Source organism: Halorubrum aquaticum, from assembly GCF_900113615.1.
In the GTDB taxonomy this organism is placed as follows: Archaea; Halobacteriota; Halobacteria; order Halobacteriales; family Haloferacaceae; genus Halorubrum; species Halorubrum aquaticum.
Window position 1 is genome coordinate 47,004 of record NZ_FOPZ01000002.1, and the last position, 16,723, is coordinate 63,726.

At 71.9% G+C, this 16,723-nt stretch carries 16 protein-coding genes and 1 tRNA gene; 13 read left to right on the forward strand and 4 right to left on the reverse strand.

Translation table 11 applies throughout. From position 1 onward, the window contains the following. Positions 1-111: 111 nt before the first annotated feature. A complete protein-coding gene (gene surE, locus F3H10_RS02245; protein ID WP_149783230.1) occupies positions 112-1,083 on the forward strand; it encodes a 5'/3'-nucleotidase SurE in 972 nt (323 codons plus the stop codon). 2 nt (positions 1,084-1,085) lie between these two features. Here surE and F3H10_RS02250 read toward each other — a convergent pair whose 3' ends face one another. Beyond that, positions 1,086-1,316 (reverse strand): hypothetical protein, encoded by a 231-nt coding sequence (locus tag F3H10_RS02250; RefSeq protein ID WP_149783231.1) that lies wholly within the window; start codon positions 1,314-1,316, stop codon positions 1,086-1,088. A gap of 386 nt (positions 1,317-1,702) precedes the next feature. Here F3H10_RS02250 and F3H10_RS02255 point away from each other — a divergent pair, with 386 nt between their 5' ends. The 5 genes from F3H10_RS02255 (at position 1,703) to F3H10_RS02275 (ending at position 7,208) form a co-directional block, all read left to right on the forward strand. Next, the gene (locus F3H10_RS02255; protein WP_149783232.1) at positions 1,703-3,475 is read left to right on the forward strand and encodes a glutamate--tRNA ligase; all 1,773 of its coding nucleotides are present in this window, start codon (positions 1,703-1,705) and stop codon (positions 3,473-3,475) included. 81 nt (positions 3,476-3,556) lie between these two features. Beyond that, positions 3,557-3,886, forward strand: coding sequence for a 4Fe-4S dicluster domain-containing protein (locus F3H10_RS02260; protein ID WP_149783233.1), 330 nt, complete (start codon positions 3,557-3,559; stop codon positions 3,884-3,886). Positions 3,887-3,968: 82 nt separating this feature from the next. Continuing rightward, entirely contained in the window at positions 3,969-5,333 is a 1,365-nt protein-coding gene (gene glmM, locus F3H10_RS02265) for a phosphoglucosamine mutase (protein WP_149783234.1), read from the forward strand. 174 nt (positions 5,334-5,507) lie between these two features. Then, positions 5,508-6,692, forward strand: a complete 1,185-nt coding sequence (glmU, locus tag F3H10_RS02270; protein ID WP_149783235.1) for a bifunctional sugar-1-phosphate nucleotidylyltransferase/acetyltransferase — start codon at positions 5,508-5,510, stop codon at positions 6,690-6,692. 21 nt (positions 6,693-6,713) lie between these two features. Then, positions 6,714-7,208 carry a metal-dependent hydrolase gene (locus F3H10_RS02275; RefSeq protein WP_149783236.1) on the forward strand — a complete coding sequence of 165 codons (495 nt, stop codon included), beginning with the start codon at positions 6,714-6,716 and terminating at the stop codon, positions 7,206-7,208. A gap of 60 nt (positions 7,209-7,268) precedes the next feature. Here the strand turns inward: F3H10_RS02275 and F3H10_RS02280 are convergent, their stop codons facing one another. Together F3H10_RS02280 and F3H10_RS02285 are read right to left on the reverse strand one after the other, a co-directional pair. Beyond that, positions 7,269-8,249: an NAD-dependent epimerase/dehydratase family protein gene (locus F3H10_RS02280; RefSeq protein WP_188127847.1), complete on the reverse strand. Its 981-nt coding sequence runs from the start codon at positions 8,247-8,249 to the stop codon at positions 7,269-7,271. A gap of 94 nt (positions 8,250-8,343) precedes the next feature. After that, a tRNA-Met gene (locus F3H10_RS02285) sits at positions 8,344-8,497 on the reverse strand. Positions 8,498-8,654: 157 nt separating this feature from the next. Here F3H10_RS02285 and F3H10_RS02290 point away from each other — a divergent pair. Further along, complete coding sequence (locus F3H10_RS02290) at positions 8,655-9,923, forward strand: DUF7115 domain-containing protein (RefSeq protein WP_149783237.1); 1,269 nt, start codon at positions 8,655-8,657, stop codon at positions 9,921-9,923. Between the two features lie 37 nt (positions 9,924-9,960). Here F3H10_RS02290 and F3H10_RS02295 read toward each other — a convergent pair whose 3' ends face one another. Further along, positions 9,961-10,341: a DUF5830 family protein gene (locus F3H10_RS02295; protein ID WP_149783238.1), complete on the reverse strand. Its 381-nt coding sequence runs from the start codon at positions 10,339-10,341 to the stop codon at positions 9,961-9,963. A 124-nt stretch (positions 10,342-10,465) separates the two neighbouring features. On the opposite strand from F3H10_RS02295, the gene F3H10_RS02300 reads away from it, so the two are divergent. The 6 genes from F3H10_RS02300 (at position 10,466) to trpG (ending at position 16,708) form a co-directional block, all read left to right on the forward strand. Next, on the forward strand, positions 10,466-11,749 hold the full coding sequence (locus F3H10_RS02300) for a tRNA pseudouridine(54/55) synthase Pus10 (protein ID WP_149783239.1): 1,284 nt from the start codon (positions 10,466-10,468) through the stop codon (positions 11,747-11,749). A gap of 96 nt (positions 11,750-11,845) precedes the next feature. Then, a complete protein-coding gene (locus F3H10_RS02305; RefSeq protein WP_149783240.1) occupies positions 11,846-12,496 on the forward strand; it encodes a universal stress protein in 651 nt (216 codons plus the stop codon). A 156-nt stretch (positions 12,497-12,652) separates the two neighbouring features. After that, the gene (trpD, locus tag F3H10_RS02310; RefSeq protein ID WP_149783241.1) at positions 12,653-13,735 is read left to right on the forward strand and encodes an anthranilate phosphoribosyltransferase; all 1,083 of its coding nucleotides are present in this window, start codon (positions 12,653-12,655) and stop codon (positions 13,733-13,735) included. After that, positions 13,735-14,379 (forward strand): phosphoribosylanthranilate isomerase, encoded by a 645-nt coding sequence (locus F3H10_RS02315; protein WP_149783242.1) that lies wholly within the window; start codon positions 13,735-13,737, stop codon positions 14,377-14,379. The genes trpD and F3H10_RS02315 overlap by 1 nt, the downstream gene beginning before the upstream one ends. Beyond that, positions 14,376-16,076, forward strand: coding sequence for an anthranilate synthase component I (gene trpE, locus F3H10_RS02320; RefSeq protein WP_149783243.1), 1,701 nt, complete (start codon positions 14,376-14,378; stop codon positions 16,074-16,076). The genes F3H10_RS02315 and trpE overlap by 4 nt, the downstream gene beginning before the upstream one ends. Beyond that, positions 16,073-16,708 carry an anthranilate synthase component II gene (gene trpG, locus F3H10_RS02325; protein ID WP_149783244.1) on the forward strand — a complete coding sequence of 212 codons (636 nt, stop codon included), beginning with the start codon at positions 16,073-16,075 and terminating at the stop codon, positions 16,706-16,708. Before trpE ends, trpG begins: the two co-directional genes overlap by 4 nt. Positions 16,709-16,723 lie beyond the last annotated feature (15 nt).

Consider the following 16,723-nt stretch of genomic DNA (forward strand, 5'->3'; position numbering starts at 1 on the left):
ACCGTTGGAGTACCAGTCCTCCACCGACGCTCCGCTCGTCCGTAGTACGTACCGTCGCTCCGTTCGGCCGCTTCCGGCGGCGTTTTCACCCGTGGCCTCCCAGGGATCCCCATGACACGCGAGGTCCTCCTCACCAACGACGACGGGATCGATGCGGCCGGGATCCGGGCGCTCTTGGAGGCGCTCTCCGCGGAGTACGACGTGACCGTCGTCGCGCCGGCGACGAACCAGTCGGGCGTGGGCGGGAACCGGTCGTGGTGGGAGACCACCGTCGAGTACACCGAGCGCGACCTCGGCTACGCGGTCGAGGGGACGCCCGCCGACTGCGTCGCCGTCGCGGAAGTCGCGCTCGAGTTGGAGCCCGAAGTCGTCGTCTCCGGCTGTAATCACGGCCCGAACATCGGCGCGCACGTCCTCGGACAGTCGGGGACCGTCGGCGCGGCGATGGAGGCGGCGTTCCTCGGGACGCCCGCGATCGCGGTCTCGCTGTACGACCGCGGTAATCTCCCGATCCCGCCGACGGTCACTCACGACGACTTCGCGCTCGCGGGCCGGGTCGCACGCGACCTCGTCACCCGCGTCGACGACGAGGGGCGGCTTCCCTTCGGCGCGGACGTGCTCAACGTCAACGTCCCCGCCGCGGACGACGAGGCCGCCGCCGACCCGACCTACCGGGTGACCGAACCCGCCCGCGGCTTCGACGTGATCGAGTTCCATCCCGGAACGGACGCGGCGGGAGGTGACGCGGCGGACGAAGGGAGCACGGGTGAAAACGGGACCGGCGGCGGCGACGCGAGCGGGACCGCCGGCGACGGCGACCCCGGCGGTGACGCCTCCGGATTCGACGAGCGGCGCGGCGAGATGGGAATGGAACTGCGCGACCGCTTCTGGCGGGAGTTCCTCCGGGGCGACGTGGCCGACGACCCGGGCTCCGACCGGCGCGCGACGGTCGAGGGCGAGGTGAGCGTCTCGCCGCTGTCCTCGTCGCGGTCGGTCGCGGGCGACCGGGTCGGCGAGACGTTCGACGTCGCGGGCGAAACGCTCGAGATCGACGACGGAACGCTCGAGGCCGCCGGCGAGTAGGCCTACCGGAGCCGTCGGGAGCTGTCGGTGAACTCCGCGGCCAGCCGGCTCAGATACCAGACGACGAGCAGCCCGAGGAGGAGCCCGCCGACCGCGGCGATCGCGAGCTGGGTCGGCGTCGGGTCCCCGATCATGGCGATGAGCGGCGGCGAGACGGCCACCAGCAACAGGAACCCGATCTTCACCTTCCGATTGCCGGCGTCGCGTTCCTCCCGCGACATCGGCTCTACCATCCCGTCCCCCCGGGGCGTGTGCGCCCCGATCCGAACCCTCGCGTCTCCATACCCGTTCCACGTCCCGGGCCGATATAATCCCGCTGACCGAACGCGGTCGGCCGCCGGTCGATCGACGGTCGACGACCCTGGCGGATCCGGCCGGTAGTCGATGGTTAATATATAAATCTCGCGACCGTTCACGCCCGTCAGCCCGTCTCGACGGCGTGAACGGTCTCGACGGTTTATCCCCGCGCGTCTCCGACGTGTCGACGCCCCTACCCGCGGCCCCGACGGCGGGACGGGAGCGGGCGGGTCGCCGGCCTCTCGCCGACGCGATCCGCGTCTCCCGCCGTGACGCCGACGGTTTCGCGGCGTTTTTGAGTCGACCCCCACAACCCGACGGTATGGACGACGAACTCCGCGAGCGGGTCGAGGCGGCCGGCGAGGCGGCCGCGCTCTTCAACGCGCTCAAACACGGCAGCGACCCCGACGTGGGCGCGATCATGGGCCCGCTGATGGGCGAGAACCCCGAGTTCCGCCCCCACGGCGACGAGATCCCGGGCGTGATCGCGCCGATCGTGGCCGAGGTCGGCCGGATGGACGAGACGGAGCGGCGCGACCGGCTCGAGACGCTCGCGCCCGAACGGCTCGCGGAGCTCGAGGCCGACGACGAGGAGGACGACCGCGTCCTCCCCGACCTGCCGAACGCCGAGGCGGGCGCGGTCGTGATGCGCGCCGCGCCGAACCCCAACGGCCCCTGGCACATCGGGCACGCCCGGATGCCCGCGGTGATCGGGACGTACAAGGAGCGCTACGACGGCGAGTTCATCTGCCGGTTCGACGACACCGACCCCGAGACGAAACGGCCAGACCTCGACGCCTACGACGCGATCCTCGAGGACATCGAGTACCTCGGCTTCGAGGCCGATCGCGTCCTGCGGGCGTCCGACCGCCTCGAGACCTACTACGAGCACGCCCGCGAGCTGATCGACCGCGGCGGGGCCTACACCTGCTCGTGTTCCGGCGAGGCGTTCTCGGAGCTGAAGAACGACGGCGAGCCCTGTCCACACCGCGGGAAGGACGCGGAGACCGTCCGCGAGGAGTTCGAGGCGATGGTCGACGGTGAGTACGACTCCGGCGAGATGGTCCTCCGCGTGCGGACCGACATCGACCACAAGAACCCGGCGCTGCGCGACTGGGTCGCGTTCCGGATGATCGACACGCCACACCCCCGCGAGGCGGCGGCAGAGTACCGCTGTTGGCCCATGCTCGACTTCCAGTCGGGCGTCGACGACCACCTCACCGGGGTCACCCACATCATCCGCGGCATCGACCTCCAGGACTCCGCGAAGCGCCAGCGGTTCGTCTACGACTACTTCGACTGGGAGTACCCCGAAGTCCTCCACTGGGGACACGTCCAGCTCGACGAGTACGACGTGAGCCTCTCGACGTCGACGATCAAGGAGCTCATCGAGGCGGGCGATCTGACGGGGTGGGACGACCCGCGCGCGCCGACGATCCGGTCGGTCCGCCGACGCGGGATCCGCGGCGAGGCGCTCGTCGAGTCGATGACCGCACTCGGGATGTCGACCTCCGACGTGGACCTCGCGATGTCCTCGGTGTACGCGAACAACCGCGACCTCGTCGACGACGGGGCCGACCGGTTCTTCCTCGTGCGCGACCGCGCGGACGACCCGGCCGTCGAGCTACCGGTCGTCGACGGCGACGCGCCCGCGCCGGCCGCCGGCCGCCCCGCGCGACACCCCGACCACCCCGACCGCGGCGACCGGACGATCCCGGCCGGCCGGGTCCGTCTCGAGACCTCGGACCTCCCGCCGGCCGGCGAGCGCGTCTGGCTCAAGGGGTACGGCTGCGTGCGCCGCGCCGAGGAGGAACTCCTCTACGTCGACGCCGACATCGACGTGGTCCGGGACGGCGACGTCGACGTGGTCCACTGGGTCCCCGCGGCGGAGTCGCTCGAGACGCTCCTCCGCACCGTCGACGGCGACGTGCGCGGGTACGCCGAACCGGAGATCGCGGACGCCGCCGTCGACGACGTGGTCCAGTTCGAGCGGATCGGCTTCGCCCGGCTGGACTCCTTCGATCCCGAGGGGACCGACGAGCCGGACGGGCCGACCGGCGAGGAGGACCTCGTGGCGTACTACGCGCATCCCTGAGCGGGCGCCTCCGACCGGAACGGGACGTCCGCCGATCCGCGTCGCGGTGTTTAACTGTCGACGCGCGAAAGCCACGGCAAGATGGGCATCGATCCGAACTTCGAGCGGAACGCGGAGCGGACCGGCGAGGAGCACGGCGTGGACGTGTGGGGGCCGGTCGAGCCGCCCGAGAAACTCGGGATCCGCGGGACCCACGTCGCCGTCGACTTCGACATCTGTCTGGCCGACGGCGCGTGTCTGGAGGACTGTCCCGTGGACGTCTTCGACTGGGTCGACACGCCCGGCCATCCGGAGTCCGACCGGAAGGCGAACCCGACCGACGAGGACCAGTGTATCGACTGTATGCTGTGTGTCGACGTCTGCCCGGTCGACGCCATCGACGTCGATCCCGGCCGCGAGAACCGGATCTGAGGCCCGCGCGTTTCACGCTTCTCCGCCCGCGACGCCGCTCCGTCCCCGGAGGTTACAAGGCGCCCGGCCGGGAGTGGTGCGTATGTTCGGAACCAGCGGGATCCGCGGGCGGGTCGGCGAGGCCGTCACCGCCTCCGTCGCGCTCGACGTGGGGCGTGCGGTCGGCACCGAAACGGACCGAGTGGTGGTGGGTCGCGACGCCAGGCGGACGGGCGAGACGCTCCGTGACGCGTTGGTCGCCGGACTCCGCGAGACCGGCGCGGACGTGGTCGACGCCGGCCGCGCGGCGACCCCGACGGTCGCGCGAGCCATCGGAACGCGGGACGCGGACGCCGGGGTGGTCGTGACCGCCTCGCACAACCCGGCCCCCGACAACGGGCTCAAGCTGTGGACTCCCTCGGGTCAGGCGTATCCGCCGTCCCGGCAGGACGTCATCGAGGAGCGGATCCGCGAGGAGGCGTTCGACCTCGCGGACTGGAAGGGACAGGGCGAGTACGAGCGCTGGGACGGCGCGACGGACCGCCACCGCGACGCGCTGGTGGCAGCGGGCGAGCGCGCGGCGACGGGGACGGCCGGGGTCTCCGGTTCCGGTCCCCTCGCCGACCTCTCCGTCGTCGTCGACGTGGGCAACGGGATGGGCGGGGTGACCGCCGACGCGCTCCACAGGTTGGGCGCAGCCGTCGAGACGCTCAACGCGACGCCCGACGGCCGGTTTCCCGCCCGCCCGAGCGAGCCGACCGCCGAGAACTGTACGACGCTCGCCGCCACCGTCGGGGCGGTCGACGTCGACCTCGGGATCGCCCACGACGGCGACGCCGACCGCATGATGGCGGTCACGGACGAGGGCGAGTTCGTTCCCGGCGACCTGCTCCTCGCCGTCTTCGGCCGGGCGGCGGCCGCCGAGGGTGACCGCGTCGCCGCGCCGGTGGACACGAGCCTCGCGGCCGCCGACGCGCTCGCCGCGGTCGGTGCCGAACTCGTCTACACGCGCGTCGGCGACGTGTACGTGGCCGAACGCGCCGCGGAGGAGGGCGTCGCCTTCGGCGGCGAGCCCTCCGGCGCGTGGATCTTTCCCGAGGAGACGCTGTGTCCGGACGGGCCGCTCGCGGCGGTCAGACTCGCCGCGCTCGCCGCGTCGACCCCGCTCTCGGAGCGTGTCTCGGCGATAGACCGCTACCCGATCCGGCGGCGCTCGGTCGAGACCGACCACAAGGCCGCCGCGATGGAACTGATCGAGGAGCGCGTGACCGACGAGTTCGCCGACGCCTCCACGCTCGACGGCGTTCGCGTCGACACCGACGAGGGATGGTTCCTCCTGCGGGCCTCCGGGACGGAGCCGCTGATCCGGATCACGGCGGAGGCGCGCGAGGCCGACGCCGCGGACCGGCTGCTCGACCGCGCGAGCGGGATCGTCGAGCGCGCGCTCGACGAGGCGGGCGGAGGGTGAGCCGAGCGAGGAGATACGGGCCGAGCGAGGAGATGCCGGCCGAGCGAGGAGACGACGGACTGAACGAGGGGAGGGCGGACGCGGAGTAGCCGGCGGATAACCGGGAGCCGACGACGCCGCCCGAGTGACGTAGCGTCGCAATACCTTTCCCGGAGTCCGGCGACGTGCGGGTATATGCAAACCGTCGTACTCGCGGCCGGCGAGGGGACTCGGATGCGCCCGCTGACGGCGAACACGCCGAAACCGATGCTGCCGGTCGCCGGCAAGTCGCTCGTCGTCCGCTGTCTCGAGGACGCGATCGACGCGGGCGCGAGCCGGATCGTCGTCGTCGTCGGCTACGAGGCCGACGAGGTCCGGACCGCCCTCGACGAACGCGACTGGCCGGTTCCCGTCGAGACCGCCACACAGACCGAACGGCGCGGGACCGCGGACGCCGTCCGCACCGCCCGGGACGAGCTCCGGGAGGAGCCGTTCGTCGTGTTGAACGGGGACGCCCTCTACGACCGCGAGTCGCTCTCGGAACTGTACGACGAGGACGCCGCGGTCGGCTCCTACCGCGTCGAGAATCCCTCGTCGTACGGGGTGTTGCGCGTCGCGGACGGCCGGGTCGAGGGCGTCGTCGAGAAGCCCGCGGACCCGCCCTCGAACCTCGTGAACACGGGCGCGTACGTCTTTCCGGCCGAGGCGCTCGCGTGGCTCGACGTCGACGAGAGCGAGCGCGGGGAACTGGAGCTCACCGACGTGCTCCAGCGCGCGTGTGAGACGGGCGACGTGCGCTCCGTCCCCTTCGACCGCTGGCTGGACGTGGGTCGGCCGTGGGAGCTTCTCGCGGCCAACGAGTGGAAGCTCGCGGAGCTCGACCGCGAGGTCGCCGGCGACGTCAGCGACGACGCGGAGATCCGCGGCGAGGTCGTCGTCGAGCCGGGCGCGACGATCGAGCCCGGCGTCGTGATCGAGGGGCCGGCCTTCGTCGGGGCCGGCAGCCACGTCGGCCCCAACGCGTACGTCCGCGGGGCGACGTACCTCGGCCCAGATACCCGGGTCGGTCACGGCGTCGAGGTGAAGAACAGCGTCGTGATGGCCGACTCGGCCGTGCCGCACCTCACGTATCTCGGCGACAGCGTGCTCGGCGAGGACGTCAACCTCGGCGCGGGCACGACCGTCGCGAACCTCAGACACGACGGCGAGCCGGTCGACATAACGGTGAAGGGCGACCGCGTCAGCACGGGCCGCCGGAAGTTCGGGATCGTCTGTGGCGACGGGGTCCGCACCGGGATCAACTGTACGATCAACGTCGGGATCGTCCTCTCCGCGGGCGCGACGGTCGCGCCCGGCGAGACGGTCCTTCGGGACCGCTGAGAGCGAGGTGACGGAGGAGCCGTGTACAGGAAGGGCCACGTCGGTGCCGCGCTCGCCGCGTACTCGCCGGTCGGGTTCGGCCTCGCCGCGATCGCCGGTCTCGAGCTCGCGGCGGGAGCCGCGGCGGTCGTCGCCTGGACGGCGATGGTTCCCGACCTCGACACGCAGGTCCCGTTCGTGAAACACCGCGGGATCACCCACACCGTCTGGTTCGCGCTCGCGGTCGGGCTCGCGTTCGGCCTCGTCGGCGGCACGATGGGGATCGAGGGCGGTCCGGTCGCGACGCTCGGACTCGCCGCGGTCGGGTTCGTACTCGGCGCGGGGACGATCGTCTCACACCTCCTCGCCGACGCGATCACGCCGATGGGGATCCGGCCGTACGCGCCCCTCAGGGACGACCACTACACCCTCGATGTCGTGAAGGCGGCGAACCCGGTCGCGAACTACGCGCTCCTCGTGCTCGGCGGCGCGGTCGCGGGTCTCTCGGTGTTGGCCGGGGCGGCCGTCGGCGGGTGAGACGGGTGAGGCGGGTGAGAGGGCCGGACGTGGCAGTGGATCGGCCGCGATCCCTCGGGCTCAGTCGACGGGATCCAGCCCGGCGTCGCGCCGAACCGCGTCGACGTACTCGCGCGTGAGTTCCTCGAGGCCGTACTCGACCTCGTAGCCGAGATCGGATCGGGTCCGCTCGAGCGCGAGTCGCTGGGCGGACCAGTCGTGGTCGGCGTCGTCGGTCACGGCCACCTCCGCGTCCGGGATGACGCCCCGGACCGTCTCCGCGGCCTCCGCGACGGTCGCGACCTCGCCGCGGACGTTGTAGACGCCGCGTTCGAGGTCGCTCGCGGGCGCCAGCGCGGCGCGCCGAAACGCGTCGGCGGCGTCCCGCACCGAGAGCCAGCTCACGGCGGTTCCGCCGCCCTCGACGCGAACGGGCTCGCAGACCGCCGGCCGCTCGAAGAGGTCCGAAAACGCCGTGAAGCTCCGTCTGAACGGCCCGAAGACGCCGGTCGGTCGGAGTGCGACCGCGGGGACGCCGTGGTCCTCCCGGTAGCGTCGTGAGAGACACTCGGCGTGGCGCTTCGCGGCGGCGTACGGCGAGTCGGGGGACAACAGCGCGTCCTCGGGGACTGGGCCGTCGTACGCCGATCCGGGGCCGTACACCGTCTCGCTCGACGCCACCACGACGCGATCGATCCGGTCCGGGAGGAGCCGAGCGGCCTCGAGCACGTGGTTCGCGCCGAGCGCGTTCACCCGCGTGGCCGCGAGCTCGTCGGTTCTGACGTCCTCGCTGAGGAGCGCGGCCAGATGGACCACCCGAGTGACTCCCTGCTCGCGGACCGTCCGAGCGAGCGCGGCGAGGTCCGTCACGTCGCCGCGCCGGATCTCGACCGTCCCCGCGACGCCGAGCCGTTCGAGGAGCGTGGCGTCGGGCGCGGCGTCGAAGGCGACGACCTCGTGGCCGTCGTCGACCAGCCGACGGGCGAGGTGTGACCCGATGAAGCCCGTGCCGCCGGTCACCAGTACCGTCTCGGTTCCCGCGCCGGTGTCGAAGGTAGTCACGGCCTGATCGGCGTCCGACGCCGGTTGGATGTACCGGTCCCGGCAGAATCGCGACTCGGGGACTGTCGGTGGATCCCGTCGACGAAAGGATGTATGGCCGGGGTGGGCTCCGAACCCACGATCTCCGCATGTCCCAGGTCCGAGGCTCGGCGGAGCCACGGGAAGGACGCGGACGCTTCCAAGGCGTCACCGCACCGAATCTCCGAACCCTATGAGTGCGGCGCTATGTCCAGCTAAGCCACCCGGCCTCACTCTCACGTATCGCGATGACACTCTTTAAGCTTCCCATCCGTCGGGGGTCTGTGAGGGGTCCGCACGCGATCGCGCGGGCGTCGTCGTCGACCGGATCCACGACCGAGAAACGGACCCCGCGGATTTATGCCCGACGCCCCGGACGTTCGGCGTATGAGCCTTCCGGAACTACTGTCGGGGGCCGCCGGCGACGAGGAGGTCGTCGCGCGGGTCCCGCTCGGGGGGGACGACCTCCTCGCGGTCACGCCCACGCGAACGCTCGTGTACCGCGCCGACGGCCTGCTCTCCGACGAGACCGTCGAGGAGTACCCGCACGACGCCGAGCGGATCGCCGTCTCGACCGGCCGGCGGAAGTCGAAGGTCGTCTTCGGCTACGGCCTCGACGGCGAGGAGACGCTCACGGTTCCGTCGAAACGCCTCGACGACGTGGTCCACCCCGTCCTCGCCGGGGTGCTCTCGGCCCGCGGCGTGACCGACCCCGGCGAGTCGGTCGCGCGGACGTTCCGCTTCTCCGAGCTCACCCTCGTCGTCACCGACAGCCGACTCGTGAAACACGTCGGCTCGGCCGTCTGGGACGAGGAGTTCGAGGAGTTCCCCTACGCCGACCTGACCGACCTCGACTTCGAGGAGGGAACCGTCGCGACCGCGGTCGTGCTCGCACACGACGGGCGATCGGAGCGGTTCAAGGCCCCCAACGAGTCGGCCCGAGCCGTCAAGGAGAGCCTCGTCGACGCGGTGTGTGCGTTCCACGGGGTCGAGAGCCTCGAGGAGCTCCGCGTGGCCGTCGCGAACGACGCGGACGACGACGCCGCCGCCGACGACGCGCCGGAGGGGACGACGGGGACGACCGACTTCGGCGAGGGTCCCGACCCGCTCTCGGCGTCGCCCGCGGCCGACGCTGAGGCGGCGACCGAGATGGAGTCCCCGTTCGAGACCGACCCGGACCCCGATCCGGCAGCGGTCTCCGAACCGACCGCGGAGACGGAGGCCGACGGCTCGACCGAGGCCGGCGTCTCGACGGGGACCGACTTCGACCGCGGCGGTACCGGCTCCGCCGGTCGCCACGACGAGGCCGACGGAACGATCGAAAGCGCCGGCGCGACCGACGTGACTGACGCCGGATCGGCCGTCGGGAACGACCCCCTCGCCGACGAGTTCGGCGGGGATTCGGCGGACGCGAACGGCACGGGTCCCGACGGGACGGGGAACGCGGCGGCCTCGTCGACCCCGGCGGACTCGGGAGATCCGGCGGGACCGGACGGCTTCGAGGGGTCGCCCTTCGAGAGCGCCGGCGTCGAGGACGACGACCTCGCCGCCGAGGTCGCGGCGCTCCGCCGGACCGTCGAGGCGCAGTCGGCGAAGATCGAGCGACAGTCCGAGCTCATCGAGCGGCTCATCGAGGAGCTTCGGCAGGGACGATAACGGATCGGTCGGCGTCTCTCTTCCCCGTCATCCCGTCTCACTCGGCGTCCCGACCGGTGACCTTCCGAATACACGAGGAGCCGAACGGCCCGAGTTCGCCGGCCTCGAAGCGGACGAAGTGTCCGGTCGTGATACCCGCGCCGCAGCGTTTACACTCGAACTCGCCCTCGCGGGTGACCACCTGGCTGTCGTACTCGACGTAGGTTCCGCCTCGCCGGATCCGCAGACGGGCGTTCTCGCGCTCGATCACGCCGCGTTTCTCCGCCGTGTCGAGGATCTCGCGGGTGAGAGCGGGGTTCGTCGTCACCGTCTCGATCCGGTCCATCGCCTCGGGGAGCGCGAGCTCCTCGCGTTCGAGGTGCGCGAGGAGCTCGACGGCGAGCTCCACCTTCTCAGCGCGCGTCGCCGGCTCGCTCACGCCCGAGGCGACGGCCGTGACGGACATAAGTCGGTCGGGAGCGGGCGGAGCCGGAATCGCTCGAGAGGGGGTAAGAGCGGAGCCCAAGGGCAAGACAGTTACCCCGCGGCCGGCTTCCTCCGGTATGGACGTACTGGAAGTCGCCGCGCGCGCGACCGCGACGGGGCCGGTGTGTGACGCCTGTCTCGGTCGGCCCGTCGCCGACCGGAGCTTCGGGCTGTCGAACGCCGAGCGCGGGTCGGCGCTGCGGGTCTCGCTCGCGCTGCGCGAGGACGACGACCACGAGCCGGTCGCGACCGCGGACTGCTGGGTGTGTGAGGGCCGGTGTGACGAGTTCGACGCGTGGGCCGAGCGCGCCGCCGAGGCGGTCGAGGGAACCGAGTTCTCCACGTACAACGTCGGAACGCGGCCGCCGCCGCTGATCGAGGAGAACGAGGCGCTGCTACGCGAGGAGGCCGGGTTGGAGGCGGACGCCGGCGAGCCCTTCAAATCCGAGTTCAACCGCGAGGTCGGCAAGCGGTTCGGCCGACTCACGGGGGCCGAGGTCTCCTTCGACCGCCCGGACGTCCAGTTCACGATCGACCTCGCCGAGGACGCTATCGACGCGAAGGTGAACTCCGCGTTCGTCTACGGGCGCTACCGGAAGCTGGAGCGGGACGTCCCCCAGACCGAGTGGCCCTGCCGGGAGTGTAAGGGGTCGGGACGACAGGGGGCGGACCCGTGTGACCACTGCGGCGGGTCGGGGTACCTCTACGACGACAGCGTCGAGGAGTACACCGCGCCGATCGTCGAGGACGTGATGGACGGCACCGAGGCGACGTTCCACGGCGCGGGCCGCGAGGACGTGGACGCGCTCATGCTCGGCACCGGCCGGCCGTTCGTGATCGAGGTCGCGGAGCCGCGCCGCCGCCGGGTCGACACCGACCGGCTCGAGGCCGACATCAACGCCTTCGCCGACGGCGCGGTCGAGGTCGAGGGGCTCCGGCTCGCGACCTACGACATGGTCGAGCGGGTCAAGGAGCACGACGCCTCGAAGCGCTACCGCGCCGAGGTGACCTTCGGGGCGGACGTCGACGCCGACGATCTGGCGGCCGCGGTCGACGAACTGGAGGGGGCGACGGTCGAGCAGTACACACCCAACCGCGTCGACCACCGGCGCGCGAGCCTGACCCGCGAGCGCGACGTGTACGAGACGACCGCCGAGTTCGAGGACTCACGGCACGCCACCGTCGAGATACACGGCGCGGGCGGGCTCTACATCAAGGAGCTGATCTCCGGCGACGAGGGGCGGACGGAGCCGAGTCTCGCCGGCCTCCTCGGCGTCGACGCCGAGGTCACCGCGCTCGACGTGGTCGCCGTCGAGGGCGAAGCGGAGCCGTTCGAGGACGAGGCGTTCTTCCGGGAGTAGTCTTCCGGAGTAGCCGTCCGCGAGAGCCACCCCGAGCATCCGACGAAACGCGTCGGACCAACGGGATTTATCATGCGCACGTCTGACGCATAGGGTATGTACGGGAGCGACGCCGACGACGCGGGCGGCGGGGAGACGCCGGCCGACCGGCCGACGGAGGGCCGATCCGTCCGGACCGGCCCGTCGCTCGAGGCGGCCGTCGAGGAGGCGGCCGCGTCGGTCGCCTCCGCCGCGCGAGCGACGCTCAACGGGGCCGAACGCGCGGCGGGACCGGAGCGGACCTCCTCGATCCTCGTCGCGGTCGCGGGCGGCCCCCACTCGGGAGCGACCGTCGACGTCGCGAGACACGTCGCCGAGGCGACCGACGCGTGGATCGAACTGTTCCACGTGACGCCGTCGGACGCGGCGATCGACGAGAACGGCGGGGAGGCGACCTCCCCCGAAACGACCGGATCCGACGCGGAAGGCGGAAGCGGGTCGTACGAGGCGACCGGCGACCGACTGCTCGACGCCGCGTGCGACCGTCTGGGCGAGTTCGACCGCGTCGATCGGTGGCTCCTCGAGGGCGAGTCGGCCGCCGGGGCGATAACCGAGCAGTCGCCCTACTACGACCTCGTCGTCGTCGGCGCGCCGACCACGGGGACCGTCGGCCGGTTCGTGTTCGGCTCCACGACGGACACGGTCGTCGACGACGCGGCGGTTCCCGTCGTCGTCGTCGAGGCGGCGGGTGCGGAGCCGCTCGAGTAGCTCGGCGGTCCTTCCGGTTTCGGTTTCCTTCGATCCGCCAGGCCCCGACAGCGCCCGCCACGTTCTCGAGAACGGCCGCGTACCTCCGGGGCGACAGCGTTAACTTAGTGTACATACTTGTACATCACAACACGGACTCATACATCGGTGATCATCATGGACATTCAACACACGGTCGAACGCGTGACGAACGGGGAGGACCTGTCGCTCGAGGAGGCGCGAGAGGCCGCGCGGCTCGTCTTCGAGGAGATGACCGAGGCGCAGATCGGGGCGCTCCTCGCCGCGTTGCGCGCGAAAGGCGAGACCGAGGCGGAGATCGCGGGCTTCGCGCAGGGGATGCGCGACGCGGCCCGGACGATCGAGCCCGACCGCGCGCCGCTGGTCGACACCTGCGGGACCGGCGGCGACGACTACGACACGATCAACGTCTCGACGACCTCGGCGATCGTCGCCGCGGGCGCGGGCGTCCCCATCGCCAAACACGGCAACTACTCGGTCTCCTCCTCCTCCGGCAGCGCGGACGTGCTCGAGGTCGCCGGCGCGGACGTCGAGGCCGAGCCCGCCGCAGTCGAGTCCGCCATCGAGGCCGACGGGATCGGGTTCATGCTCGCGCCCGTCTTCCACCCCGCGATGAAGGCCGTCATCGGCCCGCGCAAGGAGCTCGGGATGCGGACGATCTTCAACGTTCTCGGTCCGCTGACGAACCCCGCCGGGGCGGACGCCCAGTTGCTCGGCGTCTACGACCCGGACCTCGTCGGGCCGATCGCCCGCGCGCTCGCGCACATGCCCGTCGAGCGCGCCCTCGTCGTCCACGGCGCGGGGATGGACGAGATCGGGATCCACGACGAGACGACCGCCGCCGAGGTCGACAGCGAGGCGGTCCGCGAGTTCACGATCACGCCGGAGGACCTCGGCGTGGAGCGAGCGCCGATCGAGGCGGTCGCCGGCGGGACGCCCGAGGAGAACGCGGCGGACCTCCGCGGGATCGTCGACGGCTCGGTGACGGGCGCGAAGCGCGACCTGATCCTCGCGAACGCGGGCGCGGCCGTCTACCTCGCCGGCGAGGCCGACTCGCTGTCGGACGGCGTCGAGCGCGCCGCGGAGGCGATCGACTCCGGGGCGGCCGCCGACAAGCTCGCGGCGCTCTGTGACGAGCCGACCGAGGAGCCGGCGACGGCCGGATCGCGCGTGGCGGCGGGGTCGGGCTCCACGGCGGGCTCCGGGTCGGAGGGCGAGTGATGGCGCGGGTGAAGGTGTGCGGGTTCACCGACGGCGCGGACCTCCGCGCGGCCGTCGAGGCGGGCGCGGACGCGGTCGGCGTGATAAGCGAGGTGCCCGTCGACACCCCCCGCGAGGTCGACCCGGCGCGCGCGGCCGACCTGCTCGCCGAGGTGCCGCCGTTCGTCACGGCGACGCTCGTCACGATGCCGAGTTCGGCCGAGCGCGCCGTCGAGCTCGTCCGGACCATCGGCCCCGACGCCCTCCAGCTCCACGGGGAGTGGACGCCCGACGAGCTCCGCTTCATTCGCGCGGAGACCGAACGGAAGGTGCTTCTCGCGGTCGACGCCGAGGACCCGGCCCGAGCCGAGGAGTTCGACGGCGTCGCCGACGCGCTCGTCGTCGACTCGACGCGCGAGTCCGGGGCCGGCGGCACCGGCGAGACCCACGACTGGGCCGCGACCGGCGAACTGGCGGACCGACTGACCGTCCCGGTCGTGCTGGCCGGGGGACTCACCGCGGAGAACGTCGCCGAGGCGGTGCGGGTCGCGGACCCCTTCGCGGTCGACGTCGCCTCCGGCGTCGAACGGATCGAGGGACGGAAGGACCACAACGCGGTCGCCCGCTTCGTCGCCAACGCGGGCCGCGAGATGGAGATCGCATGACCCGAAACGACGTTCCGACGACCGCGCTCGACCGCTCGAGGGCCGAGTTCGTCGAGCTGGTCGCTGACGCGGAGCGGCCGGTCGTCGTCCGCGCGGCCGCGTCGCTCGACCCCGAGACGACCCCGCTTTCGGCGTACGCCACGCTCGTCGGCGACGAACCCTACGGGTTCCTCCTCGAGTCCGGCGAGAAGGTGGCCTCCAGCGACCCCGACGGCGCGTTCACCGCGGGCGGAAAGGCCGACAGACACGCCCGCTACTCGTTCGTCGGCTACGACCCGGAGGCGGTCGTCTCCGTTCATCCGGAGGAGACCCGCGTGACGCGGCTCGGGTCCGCCGCGAAGTTCGTCGGCGGCCTCGACGCCGACGGCGACGACGTTGCCGGCGACGCCGACGACGCCGACGACGCCGGCGACGTCGTCGACCGGATCCGTGCGGCCTTCCCCGACGTGAACCGTCGTGGCTTCCCCGAGACGGACCGGCAGATCCTCTCGGGCGGCTTCGTCGGCTTCCTCGCGTACGAGGCGGTCTACGACCTCTGGTTGGAGGAGGTCGGGATCGAACGGCCCGAGACCGAGTTCCCCGACGCCGAGTTCCTGCTCACGACCCGGACGGTCGTCTTCGACGAGAAGGAGGGGACCGTCGAGTTGGTGTTCACGCCGATCGTCGACGTCGACGACGACCCCGGAGACGTCTACGACGCGCTCGCCGAGGAGGCCGATCGCGTCGCGGCCGAACTCGCCGACGCCGACCCGCCGGACCCCGGCGGCGTCCGCGTACGGGAGGAGGAGGCGGACCCGCAGGAGGAGTACGAGGAGGCGGTTCGAACCGCCAAGCGACACGTGCTCGACGGCGACATCTATCAGGGCGTGATCTCCCGGAGCCGACGGCTCCGGGGCGACGTCGACCCGCTCGGGCTGTACGCGGCGCTCCGGGACGTGAACCCCTCGCCGTACATGTACGTCCTCCGTCACGACGACCGAACGGTGGTCGGCGCGAGCCCGGAGACGCTCGTCTCGGTGAAGGACGACCGGGTGGTGTCGAACCCGATCGCCGGTACCTGTCCCCGCGGAACGAGTCCGGTCGAGGACCGTCGGCTGGCCGGCGAGATGCTCGCTGACGGGAAGGAGCGCGCCGAACACACGATGCTCGTCGACCTCGCACGCAACGACGTTCGCCGGGTGTCGGAGCCGGGGTCCGTCCGCGTCGAGGAGTTCATGAACGTGTTGAAGTACAGCCACGTCCAGCACATCGAGTCGACGGTGACGGGGACGCTCGCGGCCGGCTGCGACCCGTTCGACGCGACGCGGGCGGCGTTCCCTGCGGGGACGCTCACCGGCGCGCCGAAGGTGCGCGCGATGGAGATCATCGACGACCTCGAGACGACCCCGCGGGAGGCGTACGGCGGCGGCGTCGGCTACTACTCGTGGACCGGCGACGCCGACTTCGCGATCGTGATCCGGACGGCGACGCTGCGCGAGGGGGTCGGCGGAGTCGACGGCGAGGGCGACACCGACGGCGAGGGCGACGCCGAGGACGGCGGCATCGACGAGATCACGGTCCGCGCCGGCGCGGGCCTCGTCGCTGACTCCGACCCGACCGCGGAGTACGAGGAGACCGAGCGCAAGATGGAGGGCGTCCTCGCCGCGATCGACCGGGTCCGCGAGGACGAACCCGCACTCGAGGGGATCGGGAGATGAAGGTCGTCGTCGTCGACAACTTCGACTCGTTCACCTACAACCTCGTCGAGTACGTCTCGGAGCTGTCGATCGGTGACGGCGGTGGCGGCGAGGACGAGGGCAATGAGGGTGAGACCGACGGCGTCGACATCGCCGTGTTGAAGAACACTGCGTCGCTGTCGGCGGTCGAGGCCGAGGAGCCCGACGCCGTGCTGATAAGCCCCGGGCCGGGGCACCCGAGGAACGAGCGGGACGTGGGCGTCTCCGCGTCGGTGCTCCGGGAGCTGTCCCCCGACGTTCCCACCCTCGGGGTGTGTCTCGGGCTGGAGGCGGCCGTCCACGAGTACGGGGGCGCGATCGGACACGCGCCGGAGCCGGTCCACGGCAAGGCGTTCCCGGTCGACCACGACGGCGAGGGCGTGTTCGCCGGGCTCGAGCAGGGCTTTCGGGCGGGGCGGTATCACTCGCTCGTCGCCACCGAGGTGCCCGACTCCTTCGCGGTCACCGCGACGACCGACCACGACGGCGAGCCGATCGTGATGGGGATCCGGCACCGCGAGCACCCGATCGAGGCGGTCCAGTTCCACCCCGAGAGCGTCCTCACCGCGGTCGGCCACGACGTGATCCGGAACTTCCTCGAGTCGGTCGCGTAACCGTTTTCTGTCCGC

Excerpts from the sequence above, each read along its gene's own strand:
- trpE (WP_149783243.1), top strand. The coding sequence starts at position 14,376 with ATGACCCGAAACGACGTTCCGACGACCGCGCTCGACCGCTCGAGGGCC.
- F3H10_RS02300 (WP_149783239.1), top strand. The coding sequence starts at position 10,466 with ATGGACGTACTGGAAGTCGCCGCGCGCGCGACCGCGACGGGGCCGGTG.
- trpG (WP_149783244.1), top strand. The coding sequence starts at position 16,073 with ATGAAGGTCGTCGTCGTCGACAACTTCGACTCGTTCACCTACAACCTC.
- F3H10_RS02260 (WP_149783233.1), top strand. The coding sequence starts at position 3,557 with ATGGGCATCGATCCGAACTTCGAGCGGAACGCGGAGCGGACCGGCGAG.
- F3H10_RS02250 (WP_149783231.1), bottom strand. The coding sequence starts at position 1,316 with ATGGTAGAGCCGATGTCGCGGGAGGAACGCGACGCCGGCAATCGGAAG.
- F3H10_RS02290 (WP_149783237.1), top strand. The coding sequence starts at position 8,655 with ATGAGCCTTCCGGAACTACTGTCGGGGGCCGCCGGCGACGAGGAGGTC.
- glmM (WP_149783234.1), top strand. The coding sequence starts at position 3,969 with ATGTTCGGAACCAGCGGGATCCGCGGGCGGGTCGGCGAGGCCGTCACC.
- surE (WP_149783230.1), top strand. The coding sequence starts at position 112 with ATGACACGCGAGGTCCTCCTCACCAACGACGACGGGATCGATGCGGCC.
- F3H10_RS02315 (WP_149783242.1), top strand. The coding sequence starts at position 13,735 with ATGGCGCGGGTGAAGGTGTGCGGGTTCACCGACGGCGCGGACCTCCGC.
- glmU (WP_149783235.1), top strand. The coding sequence starts at position 5,508 with ATGCAAACCGTCGTACTCGCGGCCGGCGAGGGGACTCGGATGCGCCCG.
- F3H10_RS02305 (WP_149783240.1), top strand. The coding sequence starts at position 11,846 with ATGTACGGGAGCGACGCCGACGACGCGGGCGGCGGGGAGACGCCGGCC.
- F3H10_RS02255 (WP_149783232.1), top strand. The coding sequence starts at position 1,703 with ATGGACGACGAACTCCGCGAGCGGGTCGAGGCGGCCGGCGAGGCGGCC.
- trpD (WP_149783241.1), top strand. The coding sequence starts at position 12,653 with ATGGACATTCAACACACGGTCGAACGCGTGACGAACGGGGAGGACCTG.